General features: G+C 58.9%; 13 protein-coding genes and 1 pseudogene. 11 read left to right on the top strand and 3 right to left on the bottom strand.

Annotated elements, in window-relative coordinates:
• Positions 1-66: 66 nt before the first annotated feature.
• From TX76_RS13850 to TX76_RS13865, 4 genes are all read left to right on the top strand, one after another.
• The gene (locus TX76_RS13850) at positions 67-993 is read left to right on the top strand and encodes a carbohydrate ABC transporter permease (protein ID WP_079890839.1); all 927 of its coding nucleotides are present in this window, start codon (positions 67-69) and stop codon (positions 991-993) included.
• Positions 993-1,895 carry a carbohydrate ABC transporter permease gene (locus TX76_RS13855; RefSeq protein ID WP_049903175.1) on the top strand — a complete coding sequence of 301 codons (903 nt, stop codon included), beginning with the start codon at positions 993-995 and terminating at the stop codon, positions 1,893-1,895. The genes TX76_RS13850 and TX76_RS13855 overlap by 1 nt, the downstream gene beginning before the upstream one ends.
• A gap of 103 nt (positions 1,896-1,998) precedes the next feature.
• Entirely contained in the window at positions 1,999-2,322 is a 324-nt protein-coding gene (locus tag TX76_RS13860; RefSeq protein ID WP_049903176.1) for a hypothetical protein, read from the top strand.
• A gap of 45 nt (positions 2,323-2,367) precedes the next feature.
• Positions 2,368-3,831, top strand: a complete 1,464-nt coding sequence (locus TX76_RS13865; RefSeq protein WP_154019088.1) for a sulfatase family protein — start codon at positions 2,368-2,370, stop codon at positions 3,829-3,831.
• Positions 3,832-3,857: 26 nt separating this feature from the next.
• Here TX76_RS13865 and TX76_RS13870 read toward each other — a convergent pair whose 3' ends face one another.
• The gene (locus TX76_RS13870) at positions 3,858-4,655 is read right to left on the bottom strand and encodes an NAD-dependent epimerase/dehydratase family protein (RefSeq protein WP_324185982.1); all 798 of its coding nucleotides are present in this window, start codon (positions 4,653-4,655) and stop codon (positions 3,858-3,860) included.
• 87 nt (positions 4,656-4,742) lie between these two features.
• On the opposite strand from TX76_RS13870, the gene TX76_RS13875 reads away from it, so the two are divergent.
• Positions 4,743-5,672, top strand: coding sequence for a dihydrodipicolinate synthase family protein (locus TX76_RS13875; RefSeq protein ID WP_049903179.1), 930 nt, complete (start codon positions 4,743-4,745; stop codon positions 5,670-5,672).
• Between the two features lie 149 nt (positions 5,673-5,821).
• A complete protein-coding gene (locus TX76_RS13880; protein ID WP_079890840.1) occupies positions 5,822-7,195 on the top strand; it encodes an MFS transporter in 1,374 nt (457 codons plus the stop codon).
• 34 nt (positions 7,196-7,229) lie between these two features.
• On the opposite strand, the gene TX76_RS13885 is transcribed toward TX76_RS13880, so the two are convergent.
• Both TX76_RS13885 and TX76_RS13890 read right to left on the bottom strand, forming a co-directional pair.
• The gene (locus TX76_RS13885; protein ID WP_049903184.1) at positions 7,230-8,396 is read right to left on the bottom strand and encodes a mandelate racemase/muconate lactonizing enzyme family protein; all 1,167 of its coding nucleotides are present in this window, start codon (positions 8,394-8,396) and stop codon (positions 7,230-7,232) included.
• Between the two features lie 13 nt (positions 8,397-8,409).
• Positions 8,410-9,582, bottom strand: a complete 1,173-nt coding sequence (locus TX76_RS13890; protein WP_049903185.1) for a glycoside hydrolase family 88 protein — start codon at positions 9,580-9,582, stop codon at positions 8,410-8,412.
• Between the two features lie 122 nt (positions 9,583-9,704).
• Here TX76_RS13890 and TX76_RS13895 point away from each other — a divergent pair, with 122 nt between their 5' ends.
• The 5 genes and pseudogenes from TX76_RS13895 to TX76_RS13910 all read left to right on the top strand — a co-directional run.
• A complete protein-coding gene (locus tag TX76_RS13895; protein ID WP_049903186.1) occupies positions 9,705-10,499 on the top strand; it encodes an IclR family transcriptional regulator in 795 nt (264 codons plus the stop codon).
• A gap of 91 nt (positions 10,500-10,590) precedes the next feature.
• Entirely contained in the window at positions 10,591-11,460 is an 870-nt protein-coding gene (locus TX76_RS13900; RefSeq protein WP_267462368.1) for an SMP-30/gluconolactonase/LRE family protein, read from the top strand.
• A 299-nt stretch (positions 11,461-11,759) separates the two neighbouring features.
• Positions 11,760-12,435: pseudogene (locus tag TX76_RS17190) on the top strand (phosphoenolpyruvate carboxylase); the annotation flags it as partial.
• 119 nt (positions 12,436-12,554) lie between these two features.
• Positions 12,555-12,677 (top strand): antitoxin VapB family protein, encoded by a 123-nt coding sequence (locus tag TX76_RS18675; protein WP_195156070.1) that lies wholly within the window; start codon positions 12,555-12,557, stop codon positions 12,675-12,677.
• A gap of 117 nt (positions 12,678-12,794) precedes the next feature.
• On the top strand, positions 12,795-14,855 hold a 2,061-nt coding region (locus TX76_RS13910; protein WP_154019090.1), incomplete at its 3' end, for a BNR-4 repeat-containing protein.

Consider the following 14,855-nt stretch of genomic DNA (forward strand, 5'->3'; position numbering starts at 1 on the left):
CGCCGCTGTGAGACGACAATACACATCAAAGCTTAATACGGTGGTCGTCGTTGCTTATCATGGTCTATGGCGACACAAACAGGTGAACAAGGGTCTACCCGAACAGACATCGGGTTGCTCAACCGGGCAAAACGATTGTTCCGATACAACGAGACGTTCAGCGCGTACTGGCTGCTGTTGCCGTTTCTTGTGATGGCACTTATATTTAAAGGATGGCCGACGCTCTGGGCTCCGTGGATGGCAACACAGGAGTACTCGCTGGTGGGAACAGAATTCATCGGGCTCGACAATTACATGGCCCTCTTTCAGCGGGACGTCTTCCTCCAATCACTAACGGTCACAGGAATAATCACGGCGATTCGGGTCCCAATTGCAGTCGGGACAGGACTCGTGGCCGCGCTTGTAGTGAATTCAGTGTTCATCAAGCATCGGTCGGTCTGGCGAACGCTATTCATCGCGCCCATCGTAATCGCTCCGGTCATCATCGCGATCCTAGGGCGGATGTTCCTCGAACCACAGGGCATCGTGGACCTGGCCACGAACGCCCTCTTCGGCATTCAGATCTCGTGGCTCAACAGCCCGCTGCCAGCCCAAGTCTCCGTTGCTCTTGTAGGGGCGTACGTCGATATCGCGGTGAGCTTCATCTTCTTTCTCGCGGGGCTGGTCGGGATCGACTACGATCTCTACCGTGCAGCCAGGGTGGATGGCGCAAACCGGCTACAGCAGTTCCGGCACGTCACGGTTCCTCAACTGCGACCCATCATCGCACTTGTACTCATCTTTGTAACTCAACGTGCGCTCAAGATGTTCGAGGGGCCTCAGGTGCTGACCAACGGGGGACAGCCAGGTGGCGCGACACGTACGCTGGTCGTACTCCTCTACCAGCAGGCGTTCGTTGAACTCAATCTCGGCTTTGCGGCAGCCATTGGGGTCGCGCTCACGGTCATCATCGGAACAATCGTCGTCATCGAATACACCTTCATTTCGGACTAATGGCAATAGAAAACCCACTCACGAGCGACGAAAGCGACACGGAAGAACAGGCGTACAGTACGACATCCGAGCACATCGAGCGCCTCGCCAAGTACTCAACGAAGACGACTATCGCGTTCATCGCGGTCCTCACAGGCTTTCCCCTCTACTACCTGCTCATTGCGTCGACGTACCCACAGGGCGGGCTAGGGACGTTCCCACCCCAGCTGCTTCCTAGCGGGCATGCCATCGAAAACTATACCTTCCTCCTGACAGAAACTATATTCCCAGGGACGCTGTTGAACTCGGTTATCTACGCCGGAGGCACCACACTGGGAATGCTCATCATCTCAGCACCAGCTGGGTACGCGCTCGCGAAGATAGACTTCAGAGGGTCAACGACGATGCTGATCATCGTCCTAGTGATGATGGCTATCCCGTTCCAACTCATGTCGATCCCCTTATTCGAGATGGCCGTCAACTGGGGACTAATCAACACCTACTTCGGTGCCATCATCACTTCGGTCACCATCCCACTCGCGGTGTTCTTCGTTAAGCAAAACGCCGAACAGGTGCTACACGACGACTTACTTGACTCGGCTCGGGTCAACGGAGCGTCCGAGTTTCAGGTGTTCAAGAATATTGTGCTGCCGCTGCTCTGGCCTGCTCTGATCGCCATTTCGATGTACATCTTCATCACCCGGATGCAGTCATACTACTGGCCGCTGATCATCCTGCGGAACGAGGATGTCATGGTCGCCCAGGTATGGATCTCCATCTGGGAGGGCGGCATCGAGACGCCGACACCCTTCCACCGCATACTGCCGGCATCGGTTATTATCGTGTTACCGCTCCTCATCACGTTTCTGCTTGGGCAGAAGTACTTCGTCAAAGGTCTGACCGGAGGCTCGATAAAGGGGTAGTCTCCACCGACTGGCCCGCAGTTTTGTCTCGCTTATCGCCCTGAGACAACGAGAACACGAACGTTCGACAGACTCAATAGGTTGCCTGTTCTTCGCCGTGCTAATGCGCTCTGGCCTCTACGAAGCGACGAACCCACTCTACTATATCGTCATCGTCTCGACGTTGGTATGGGTCTGTGCACTCGCGGCCGTGCCACTGGTGAACGCCGCGGGTCTCGTCGCCGAGTACTATCTCGTTGTCCTCGCCAACTGGGCGGTGCTGCCGGTGGCGATGGCGTTTGACATCGGCATCGTTCGTCAGCGGTTCGGCTTCTCCGCGCCAGTGTCCATCCTGTTCATCGTCTTCTCGGCGATTCCGGTCGTCGCGGTGTTCGGCGGCGGCGGGTACGTCCTTTATCGTGCTCGGGTGGTCGCGCCGTCCGAGTAGCGTGTCGGCGCAACATATAATACTCAGTGCCGAGCGAGTTGAGATGTGTCCGACCCAGAGCGACCGAACGTAGTCTTCGCATTCAGCGACCAACATCGGGGTATGGATATGGGGTGTGCCGGCAACGATGACGTGGAGACGCCCGCGATGGATCGGCTCGCGGCGTCGGGAACGCGGTTGACGAACGCTTACAGTAATCATCCGATATGCGGGCCAAGTCGCGCCAGCCTCATCAGTGGCCAGTATCCCACGACCAACGGCGTCATCACGAACGAGTTCTCTCTACCAACGGAGGCCCCGTCTATCGCCGAGGCTTTCCGCGAGGCGGGTTACCGGACCGGCTACGTCGGCAAATGGCATATTGACGGCGTTCCGCGGGATAAATGGACGCCGCCAGGACCGCGCCGACAGGGATTCGACGATTTCTGGGCGGTTCACAACTGTGTCCACGACTACTTCAACCCGCAATACTATCGTGACTCACCGGAGCTCATCCGTGAGGAGGGGTATGAACCCACGGTCCAAACGGACCTGGCTATCGAGTTTATCGAACAGGACGACGACCGTCCGTTCTGTCTGTTCGTCTCATGGGGGCCGCCACACGACCCATATCGACTCGTTCCTGAAGCGTTTCGGGAGCGCTACGACGCTGCGGAGTTAACCCTACGACCGAACGTCGAACCGATACTTCCGGGCCACTCGCTGAATCTCACAACAGGGAACACGGACGCGCCACCGATCCGCGAGTGGGGCGAACGCGTCTCGCCGGATGCCTACACGGCTGGTGACCGGTACGACTACGACGATCCGCGGGAATGTTATGCAGACTACTACGCCGCTATTACTGCTATCGACTATGAGCTTGGCCGCCTTCTTGATGCGCTCGACGCGAATGGATCCGCTAAGGAGACGATACTTGCCTACTCTTCGGACCACGGCGACCTGCTGTACTCCCACGGTAACAACCAGAAGGGCACACCGCACGAGGAGGCTGCAAACATCCCACTCCTGATTCGGTGGCCCGGGCGGATTCCGGCCGGTGTCGAGAACGACGCGCTCTTTGGTATCGTTGACGTCGCACCGACACTCCTCACTCTCGCGAACATCCCTGTGCCCGAAGCGATGGATGGCCGCGACCGCTCGGCGCAGGTTCGAGAGCCGACCCATGACGGTCCTCGAGAACTGTTCCTGTACGGCCAGAACTGGCGGGCCGTACGAACCAAGCGGTACATGTACGCCTGCGTCCCGACAGATCTGGAAGAATTCGCTCATCTTCCGGAGGGTCACGCGCTTTTGTTCGATAACGAGACGGACCCATACCAGCAGCGGAACCTCGTCTACGACCCGGAATACGAAGACGTTCGGTCGCGACTCCGAGAAACGCTCGATGTACAGCTTGACGCGACGGATGATCCACACTACCACCTCGAAGCGATGGTCGAACACCTCAACCGCGAAGATGACTGGGCACGACGGCAACGTTACATCGCTGGAGACATAGAAGAATAAGGCGAACTGAGTCGATTCGTCACGGATCAGCTGTCGAGTATCTCGGCTGAATTGTCTCGCGGGTGGTACCCTAGCCCCCGGAGCGCCTCAATGAGCGTGTGATACCGGTCATCGTTGCGTGAGACGAGATTCACCGTCAGCGGATTCTGGTTGAGGTCGACGGTGACAGCTAGCCGAATCGCTTGGCGGTAGTCGCGCGGGCTGAGGTACATTGCCCGTGCTTGTCGTGCACGCTTAGGCTCGTCGTCTTGATGGTCTCTGAGGGTCGCTTCTGTCTGGAGGTAGCCGATGCGGAGATTGATAACTTCGAGTCCGTAGCGGTCAGCGTAGAGGCTTCCCAACCCTTCACCGGCCAGTTTGCTCACTCCATAGTATGAGGAGGGCCGGAACGAGTCGTCCGTCGAAACGGATCGTGCGTCCGTTATCGTCCCGCTGGGTTCGTCCGGTGCAGGCATATTGTACATGTGGGTGATGTGGTTGCTGCTGCCGAATATTACCCGTTCGATGCCGGCCTCTCGGGCGGCATCGAAGACGTTGTACGTTCCATCGATATTGATTCGGTTGACGCTCTCCCACGGTGCCGTCGCCGACCCATTTGCCGCCATGTGGACGACGGAGTCGTAGCCGGTGAATGCGTCCACGAGGCAGTCTTTGTCTTCGAGTTCGATAACGGTGCTCTCTATGTCATCGTGGTCTCTGTGCGTGAGTGCGGTAACGTTGTGCTCAGAGAGTGCCGGAAGTGTCTCGCGGCCAATTTTTCCGGCAGCTCCGGTTACTGCGATACGAGCCATGATACTTCTTCGCGCAGGACTGCACTTAGTCATTGTCGTATCCCGCTTCGTCTCCCACGTCAGAGTCCTATCACAGAAAGTTTCAAGTATAATCATCACGCACTGGCATTTGGTGGACTAATGACAGAGACAACCCTACACGGAGTATGTCCGATAGTCGATACACCATTCACCGAGTCAGGAGATGTCGACTACGGGGGGCTCGAGTTTCTCTCGGAAACGCTGATCGACGGTGGGTGTCACGCGCTCGCGCTGTTCGGGTACGCGAGCGAGTTCTACAAACTCAATGAAGAGGAGCGCGAGCGGATGACGAGAATCGTCGTCGACGCCTGCGACCGCGGCGGTATCCCGTCTATCGTCTCGGTCACCGCACAGTCTACAGATGTTGCAATCGACCAAGCACAGTTTATCGAGAAAAGCGGTGCCGACGCGCTGATGATCCTTCCGCCACACGTTCGTGGTCCACCCGAGAGCGGTGTCTTCGACCACCTCGAAGCGATCGCCGAGTCGGTGTCGCTCCCAGTGATGGTCCAGTACGCGCCAGGGTCGACCGGTATGACCCACTCACCACGGTTCTTCGCCAACCTGTACGACGAGGTCGAAAACATCGACTACTTCAAAATTGAGTGTGACCCGCCCGGAAAGTTCGTCTCGAGGCTTCACGAACTGACAGATGGTGGCGCAAACGTCCTCGTCGGCAGGGCTGGTTACGAGATGATCGAGGGCTACGACCGCGGTGCCGTTGGAGTCATGCCCGCCTCAGCGATGTACGACATCTACCTCCGCATCCACACCTACTATCAACAGGGAGACCGACAGCGGGCGGTCGACCTCCACAGCGAACTCGTCGCCTTACTCAACCAACTCACGAAGGTGGGAATCCAGTTCGAGAAACGGATTCTGGCCGATCGAGGACTCGTCGACTCAGCGTACTGTCGCGCGCCCGAAACCACGTTCGACGAGACGTACGACGACATCTATGAAGAGTACTACGAGAAGTATGTCGAACCGAACATCGACGCCAAACAGACCGCCGAAGCGACCGACTGACCGAGGCACCAAGACCGACAATAGTTACTGAATTTACTCGAATTTCGTCGGTTGCGGGCTCACCACGCAGACGGGACTAGTAATCGCGAACTCGGCGGCGATTACGGTAAGCACCCTGACTGGCGTGCTGACATCCACCCCTTCTTTGAGTGGGCCGACGCGAAATCCGCATCGTTCGTCTCGGAGAACTACGCCAACTGGTAGTCGGCGGGCTGTCGAATTCCTCAACCGTCGTCTCCACCGACTGTTCTCTCGTCACTACACTTATACTCCCCTGCGCCAACGTACGGACTGATGAAGTACCAGCCAAGCGTCGAGCTACCGAGACGTATCGAAGGGAATCGTTCGCGAACAGTTCATCCGCCGACGTGACCGAGCACGGAGTAGGCGGACGTCTGCTGCGCGTTCCGGCAGTCATCGGTGGGACCGGGACGACCATCTCTGGCCGGGTCCTGCTCGCCTCGCTCCTGCCAGCCATCCGCGAGTTGCTGTCGATGAGTTCGGCGGCCGTCGGCCTCTCGCTCACGGGGTTCGCTATCGTCGTCGCGTTCGCGCACTTCCCTGCGGGTCGCCTCGCGGACGCGCTCGGCCACCAACTCGTCCTCGTGAGCGGTCTCGACGGATTGGCTGTCGGGGCGACCCTCTTCGCAACCACGATCGGTAGCGGTCAGTTCGTGGCCACGCTCCTCGTCTACGGGCTCGGGATGGGACTGTACATGCCCGGCGCGGTCATCGCTCTTTCCGAACGCTGTCCCGACCGACGCGGCGTAGTGCTCGGCCTGAACTCCGGCTCGGCGCAACTCGGCGGTATCGCCGCCTCACTACTCGCTGTCGCCGTCCTCTCCCACACCGCCTGGCAAGACGCGTTCGTCCCGGTCCTTGGGCTCGTTGTCGTCCTCACGGCCGTTCTTCACCTCACTCGCTGCGGATCATACATGGCCAGCACCGTCTCGTTGGACGCGCGAGCGACGGTCACTCGCTTATTTTCGAACCAGAGCCGCCGTCGTGCGGTTCTCGCGGCCGGGTTGCTGATGATCGCCATGGAGGGCGCGACAGTATTCCTCCCGACGTTCCTGCACGTCGCCAAGTCGCTCCCGACGGCAGCGGCGAACGACACGTTTGCGCTCTTCCTCGTCGTCGGATTACTCGTCAACCCCATCGCTGGGCGACTGGCGGACCGGTATCGCCCACGACTGACGGCGGCAGTCGCCGTGGTGGTGGCGGTCGGCGGCGTTCTGTTACTCGTCGTCGCCGGATCACAACCGGTTCTCGTCGCCGGTCTCGTGTTGCTCGGCGTCGGCATCGCGAGGTTCTGGCCTCCGTTCAACGCCCACCTCATGGCCGTTCTCTCGGACGACGACCGAGGGAGCCAGTATGGGGCCGCACGGATGTGCTGGATAGTCATCGGTAGTGCCGGGCCCGCTATCGTCGGAACGATAGGCGGCGCGGTCGACTACGCGACCGCCTTTGCCGCGCTCGGTGTCGCCCTCTGTCTGACCTGTGTGGTACTCGTCGATAGCTGACCTCACTCGGCGAGAGACCGAACGAGACCGGACGTTAGCGCTCCACGAGCGCGGAGTCGTCGGTGTACTCGGCCAATGCGTCGGTGTCGACGGTGACACCCAGTCCGGGTCCGTCCGGAAGTACCGCTTGTCCGCTCTCGACGGTAACGTCGTCGAGGAAGTCCTGTGAAGCGTCGTACCAGCGCTGCTGGTGCTCCTGAATCATGGCGTTGTCGACGGCGGCCGAGAGGTGCCACGTGGCGACCATTCCGAGTCCGAACGACCCGCCGAGGTGCGGCGCGATCGGTACGCCGGCGCGATCGGCAAGGTCGGCAACCCGGCGACCTCCGGTGAGACCCGTCCGCGGCACGTCCGGTTGCGCAACGGACATCGCACCCGCCGAGAGCCAGTCCTCGAACTGCTCCGCGGTCCGGAACGGCTCGCCGACGGCGACAGGGACGTCCACCGCCTTCGCCAGTCTTGCGTGGGCGTCGCGTTCGGTCGCGCCCAGCGGGGCCTCCATCCACGCGGCGTCGACCTCGGCCAGCAGGTCTCCCATGCGCGTCGCGCTCGGAAGGTCGTACGCCCAGAAGAGGTCGGTGAAAAGCTCCGGATTCGGCCCGACGGCCTCGCGGATGGTCTCGACCGCCTCCCGTTCGGTCACGGGATCGTGACGGAGGTACAGTTTGACACCCTCGAACCCCTCGTCGATGGCGGCTTCGGCGGCGCTCACTCGTTCGTCGAGGCTATCGGCTCGCAACCCGGAGAGGTACGCCGGCAGGCGCTCTCGGCGTCGCCCGCCGAGTAACTCCGCGACCGAGGCCCCGTAGCGCTTCCCGGCGAGGTCCCAGAGGGCGACGTCGAGTGCGGCGACAGCGTCGGCGTAATAGCCATACGAGTGACCGCGGACGGACATCGCGTCGACCATCGCGTCGTGACAGGCGACCGGTTCGAGGCTGTCTCTGGTCAGTAGGAACGGACCGAGCAGCCTGTCGATGACGCTCTGGACGGCCTCGGGCCCGGCGGGGGCCTGTGCCTCGCCCCACGCGACTTCTCCGTCTGTTGTCTCAATGCGGACAAACAGTGCTTCGAGACCCGTCGGGTAGAACCGCCCGAAGTTGTCGAGGTCGTAGGGTCGGTCCGGGAGGCCCTCGTCATCGAGGTCGAGGTGTCCCTGGTCTGTGTGTCTGACGACAAACGTCTCCACTGACTGCAGCGGCATACGACAGACAACATCACCGGCTACCAAATAACTCCCGATGTCGGTCAACGGTCAGGCTGCATAGCAAGTAGTACGTTGACCAGATGAGTTCATGCTGCGGGGCCACGTCGTCGACGGCGTTGTAACAGCCTTCCCGAAGTTGGCCGCGGCGCGATCCTTCGCTGGCGAGGTACCGTTTGACGAGCGACGAGCGGACGGTCCGGCCGTACTTCCGAAGTGCCTCAGCCCGCGGCGACTCATCAGCGAGGCGAACCAGTCCATACGCGGTGAGCGCCGCCGCGCTGGTGTCGCGGTACGTCTCCGGCGCGGCGTCGCCGAGTTCGGCAAAAGGGACGTCATCGGGTGGCGTATGCTGACGATAGTACGTTATGTGGCGTTCTAGCGTGTCGAGATACTCGGTCTCCCCGGTCGCGTTGTACGCGTCGGCGAGACCGGCGATGCTCCAGCCTAGTCCCCGACTCCAGCACGTATCCGGCGCGCGTGTCAGTTGGTTGTAGTGCTTCTGGACGTCGCCCGTCTCGGTATTGTAGGCGACTTTGTGCCAGACGCTTCCGTCCGCTCTGACGAACCAGCGGCGGTGCGTCGCCGCGTGCCGCTCCGCGAGACGTCGGTACCGCTCGTCACCGGTTTCGCGCGCCGCCCGCCACAGAACGCCGCCGGCGGTGTACACCGCGTCAACGGCGGCGATTCCCTCCGTGTTCACTCGGACGTGATGTTCGAGTCCCCGCGTTCCGAATGATCCGACGGGGATGATACTGGCGGTTTCGTCAAAGAGCGCCCGACTGTCCTCCGCCCCGTGCTGGCCGAACGCTGACAGCGAGGGCTCGTCCGTGATGTCCGCGGCACGATAACCGGCGTATCGGTAGTTCATTCCGGAGAACAACGAGTTCTGGAGGGCGTCCCATCCCGCTTGTTCGGTGTATGCTCTTGCCGCTCGCTGGAGCGTAACTGTGTCCGTAGCGTCGGTGACGGCCGACGCGAGCCACAGGAGGCCAATCCAGTGCCCAGCACACCAGTTACCGTCGGCGGTCGTCTCCCATGTCCCCGTTTTCGAGTCAGCGTACAGAGGGAACCGGCTGTCGACCTGTTCGAGCGTTCCTTCAACCCGAGCGCCGAGCACGTCGATCGCGTCCGATGTATTCATTTTCGTCTCCAGTGTGACGCCGCTGGTGAGAGACGTCGACATTTTGTCCCTTGTCACCGCCGCACATTAATGTATGTGTTCGTGGCTCGGACTCAGCCGGTGGTATTTCCCCCATAGTTTGGTCATCGCAAACGTTTATACAGGTTCGCCACAGATGATATGCCATGAGCAAGCAAACAAAAGGGAACGAAGCGGGGAAACGGCAGGTGGCGTCGGTCGCCAACGCCTGTGATATCATCGATTTACTCTACGAACAGGACGGGGCCAGGGTCAGCGAAATCGCTGAGGCACTAGGACTGAATAAAGGGACGGTTCACACTCAGCTATCGACGCTCAAGGAACGGGGATACGTCCACATGCGAGGAAAAGTCTACCACCCGAGTATGCGGTTTCTCGAAATCGGCGAGGGCGTCAAGACCCAGATAGAGGTTTTCAAGGCCGCCCGCGACGAACTCCACCAACTGGCCGAACAGACTGACGAATACGCCCACCTGATGATCGAACAGAACGGGTGGGGATACATCATCCATAAAGAGAAAGGCGACAAGGCGGCCACGACGACATCGCGGGCGGGCAAGAAACTACACCTCCATTACACCTCCACCGGCAAGGCGATTCTCGCGCATCTTCCTGACGAACGAGTTCGAGAGATCATCGACCTCCGGGGACTCCCGGAACGGACAGAAAAGACCATCACGGACTACGAGAGCCTCCAGTCGGAACTAGCCGAGATACGAAAAACAGGCGTCTCCTACGACCGCGGCGAACAGATCAACGGTGCTCGGTGCGTCGGCGCACCGGTCCTAGAACCAGATGGGACGGTTCTCGGGGGAATCAGCGTCTCGGGACCGGTTAGTCGGATGAGCGGGGACTTCTACCAAGAGGAGTTACCAGATCTCGTCTCCAGTACGGCTAACATTATTGAGCTGAACATTGAGGTCGATCGGCTCGACAGTTGACTATCTGCAGATTGGTTTGGCTAACACAAACAAATTACGGAATGGCATAGATTCTTATATTCTACTCGACTTGTGTAGCATGGCCCGCACAATGAATACACCAACTCGTTACAACAACCACAGAAGTCAGTTAGCGGAGTGTCCGATGTGGCACCCGATGGAAGACTGCCTCTACTGGACCGACATTGACGAACAACGACTGCTTCGATTCCCCGGAAAGGATGGTGGGGTCGAAGTCGTCTGCCAAGATTGCCTCATCGGTGGCTTTACCCTCCAGTCCGACGGCTCACTGTTACTGTTCATGAACCACGGTACAGTGGGTAGATACGCCGACGGAGAGTTGCAGCGGGGCGTCTTCAGTCTTACCGGGATTTCGGGGCGATTCAACGACGTAGTTGCGGACCCGAATGGTCGGGTTTTCTGCGGTACGATGTCTGATGCTGACGAACCCGGACAGTTGTATCGACTGGACAGAGACGGCACGTTCGAGCAACTGCTCAGTCGAGTCCACGTTCCGAACGGGATGGGGTTCTCACCCGACTACGAACAACTTTATGTTACAGAGACAAACAATCATCTGATACACGCATTTGACTATGACGTGGAATCCGGTTCGATTACCGATCGTGATACGTTCGCCGATTTCAGGGATAGCGAAGGCAAGCCCGATGGATTGACCGTTGATGCGAAGGGCCGGGTTTGGTCGGCGCAGTGGGGTAGCGGCGACGTGGCCTGCTTTACCGAATCAGGGAAACTCGAAACCCGACTCTCTCTGCCGGTGATCAACGTGACGAGCGTCACATTCGGTGGACAGGAGCTGAATCAACTATTCATCAGCACGGCACGTAGTAACTCAAAACCCGATCACGAAGGCGGACATATCTTTTCAGTTGAGACTGTAGAATCTGGACAAACCGACCATTTTTCGAATGTCACTACACAATCATCGGGAATATTTTGATGTTTGGCTTTGTCTGGTCAACGTTCAGCAATTCCCCAACCAGACGGTGGTCATCGATCATCTGACTTGATTGTTGGATATTCTAGTAGTAAACGAACTCGGCGAGCCAGTACACAGCGTTGGCAAGCCCGTCGTTCCAAATATTGGGAAGCGGCTGATCCGCATTTTGAGTGTCTGGGTTCTTTTTGATACTATCGCGGTAAATATAATCAATCTGACTGCTCAGATCCGTATGTGAGAGCGGTCAAGCACCCGAACCCGTCGACCAATAACTCTGCCGCAAACCTGTCGTGGACGCACCCACTGCACGCGTGCTCGAACAGTTCGATCGACTGAACGACTGGCAGCGCGAGTACGGCGCGGACGCCATCGATACCTACTGCATCTCGATGGCCGAGAAGTCAAGCCACATGCTCGAAATCCTTTTCCTCGCGGATCAGGCGGGCGCGGTCTCCCTCCCCGAATACTGTGGACTCGATGTCGTGCCGCTGCTCGAAACCGAGGCCGCGCTCGACGGCGCGCGAGATCATGGGTACCCTCTTCGACAACGAGGCGTACGGTCAGGCGCTCGCCGCCCGTGGGGTCGTCCAGAAGGTGATGCTCGGGTACTCGGACTCGAACAAGGAAGATGGCTTCTTCCCTACGAACTGGGATCTCCACCGTAACTAGTGATAGTTAGATGACATCGTGGACGATTACGATGTCATCCTTCGACTGTTCCACGGCCGCGATGGCCCGATCTCGCGGGGTGGGCGTCCGATGAACGAGGTACTGCTCGCGCTCTCGAACGAACCCGTCAAGCGTTAGGCCATGTTCACCGAACAGGGCGAGACGATCACCAAGAAATACGCCAATCCGCGGATCACCGAGCGCAACCTCGAACAGATGCTGAATGTCCAGATCCGCGCACGAGCGTGGGTGCCCGACCAGCCCGCAGACGACGTGCCCGCGGAGTGGTTCGACGCCGCGACCACCGCCGAATGCCAAGTCGTCGCGCTCAGCGACAGTATCGTATCAATCGTAGATAATTTATGCTGGGATAGATACCGCCCGAAAATTTCTTATGACATACCATGCACTCTCTTAGAAGGGATATGAGCGAAAGAGTAACGATTAAAGTACATAAGAGCACTTGGGAGAAACTCAATTCCCGTAAGCAGCCAGGAGACAGTTTTGATGACGTCATAAACACTATGTTAAAAAGTTCTGATAAATGATCGTTTTCGCCGTTGTGTAGCCATCATCACAATCTCATGAAGTCATATTGCTCTGTCTACCTGTTACACCTTGTCTACCGAAGATTTATACTAACGCTACTCAGTAGTAACAGTTCGATGAGCGATCAGACCAATCGAACGGAGTCCGACCAGCGCACCGATCTAAACACTACACGGCGAGACGTCCTCGCTGGCATTGGTGGGGCAGCTGGAGCTAGCGCGCTTGGCCTTTCACTGGGCACTGCTCCTGTCCAGGCTGTTACTGATGGTTATGGTACCAGAATCGCCACCTGTGAGGCGGATTCCCAGGTAGCGTACACGCAAGGTCCGCACGCGGAGTACGCCGCGTCCGCGAATACGACGTATCAGGTCTTCCAGGGGAAAGATGACGACCCATACGCCATCGCGTACGACCACGACGCGAACACCTTCTCGGACGAGGTACGGATCGGAACGAATCCATTGCCGAACGGCGACAACCACGGTCCACCGACGGTGACGGTAGACGCCGACGGCATTCTCCACGTGTTCTACGGGTGCCACACGGACCCGCTGCAGTACGCACGCACGGCGAACGCCCACGACATCTCGAACTGGGAAAACTTCGAGCTAACCAGCATGCCCGACGCGACGTACACATCCATCTGCTCTCATGGCACCACCATCTACGGATTCTACCGCGGATACGACCACGAGCGCGGGGTCCTGGTGCAGTCCACCGACGGTGGCGACAGCTGGAAGAGCCACACCGTCGTCGATAATCGACCCGGTCCGGGGAGTGACGACGACGTCTACGCGCAGGACGTCGACTTCTACAATAGGCGAATTTACTTCACGTGGGTTACGGCGTATGGCGGCGGTCACGGGACGGAGCGCCAGATGCCCCGGATGGCCTACTTCGATCCCGAAACGGAGGGCGTGTTTTCCTACGACGGGACGGACCTCGGATCGACCGTCGACTGGGACCAGCGCCATCAGTGCGACGTCTACGACCACCGCGAGAGCGACGAAAACACGAACGAACGGGTCGTCACCGCACGCCACGGGTTCAACCCCGCAACCGACGAAGCCTACGTCACGTTCCCGATCACGCGAGAAGACAACCGGAGCTCTGTGCAGGACTTTATGATCAGCATCTACGACGGGATATCCGACGGCAGCGGGAGCTGGTCCACGCAACAGATCGCCGGCCTCTCTACAGAAGTCATCTCAAACTACGTCGCCCCCCGAGTGAACAGCGACGACAACGTCGAATGCGTCCTCAACGCCGACGGCGAGTCGGGCGGAGGTGCCTCGAACGACCCTGGAAACAACACCGCCGACGGCGTGGTCGCAACCCTGGAAGACGACGGGACCTGGAACACCCAGACCGTTGTCGCAGACGGGACCTACAAAAGCGGCGTCGTCCGGAACGGCACCGACGAGTACATCGGATTCGTCGGTCAGAACAACGGCGAAGGATCGTACGACAACCGCATCTGGGCCATCGGGACGGATTTCGCTGGGAGCAGGCCGGCACCGGCAGCACCGTCGAACCTTTCTGCAGGTCGTCCCTCATCCCCACCAGGCTATCCCTACTCATCAGTCAACCTTGACTGGAAAGCGTCGCCGGATAGCGACTCCGTTGATCATTACAATGTTTATGTCGACGGCACAAAGTGGACCGAGTCGACTGATACAAAGGAGAATGTAAGAGGTTTGTTCTCAGACACTTCATACGAGTTCTACGTGACTGCTGTGGCGGGAGACGGATGCAGGGCTGCCGAGTCCGACCCGAGTAATACAGTCAGGAAGGCGACCAAACCTGGGGGAGAGCAGGCTACAAATTATCCAATTACTGAAAGAAGCGGTAATCGGCTGTTCGATGATAGCGGAAACAGTCGAAATGGCGATATCAGGGGAGCCTCGTGGGCGGATGACCCCTCGTCGCCCGGAGCAGACTGGAATAATATCGTGCTGTCCTACGGAGATGGCGACACCGTGGTGACACCCAATGATCACTTCCGGGGAACAAGCGAGTTTACCCAGATTGCATGGATAAAGCTCGACTCAAAGAGTGGTGATCGGAGTATCAGTGGAGATCTCGGTCGGGCTACTGGCCCTGGATGGACACACTACTTCTGGTATGACGTCGGAACGGACTCTCTCTCAGTCCTCTTGAAGGACAACACCGGCACT

It is taken from the genome of Halococcus agarilyticus (genome assembly GCF_000334895.1).
GTDB lineage: Archaea > Halobacteriota > Halobacteria > Halobacteriales > Halococcaceae > Halococcus > Halococcus agarilyticus.

What these genes read in the sequence shown, in the direction of transcription:
- TX76_RS13860 (WP_049903176.1), top strand. Translation starts at nt 1,999, where the DNA reads ATGCGCTCTGGCCTCTACGAAGCGACGAACCCACTCTACTATATCGTC.
- TX76_RS13890 (WP_049903185.1), bottom strand. Translation starts at nt 9,582, where the DNA reads ATGTCGACGTCTCTCACCAGCGGCGTCACACTGGAGACGAAAATGAAT.
- TX76_RS13875 (WP_049903179.1), top strand. Translation starts at nt 4,743, where the DNA reads ATGACAGAGACAACCCTACACGGAGTATGTCCGATAGTCGATACACCA.
- TX76_RS13855 (WP_049903175.1), top strand. Translation starts at nt 993, where the DNA reads ATGGCAATAGAAAACCCACTCACGAGCGACGAAAGCGACACGGAAGAA.
- TX76_RS13850 (WP_079890839.1), top strand. Translation starts at nt 67, where the DNA reads ATGGCGACACAAACAGGTGAACAAGGGTCTACCCGAACAGACATCGGG.
- TX76_RS13895 (WP_049903186.1), top strand. Translation starts at nt 9,705, where the DNA reads ATGAGCAAGCAAACAAAAGGGAACGAAGCGGGGAAACGGCAGGTGGCG.
- TX76_RS13885 (WP_049903184.1), bottom strand. Translation starts at nt 8,396, where the DNA reads ATGCCGCTGCAGTCAGTGGAGACGTTTGTCGTCAGACACACAGACCAG.
- TX76_RS13870 (WP_324185982.1), bottom strand. Translation starts at nt 4,655, where the DNA reads ATGACTAAGTGCAGTCCTGCGCGAAGAAGTATCATGGCTCGTATCGCA.
- TX76_RS13900 (WP_267462368.1), top strand. Translation starts at nt 10,591, where the DNA reads ATGAATACACCAACTCGTTACAACAACCACAGAAGTCAGTTAGCGGAG.
- TX76_RS18675 (WP_195156070.1), top strand. Translation starts at nt 12,555, where the DNA reads ATGAGCGAAAGAGTAACGATTAAAGTACATAAGAGCACTTGGGAGAAA.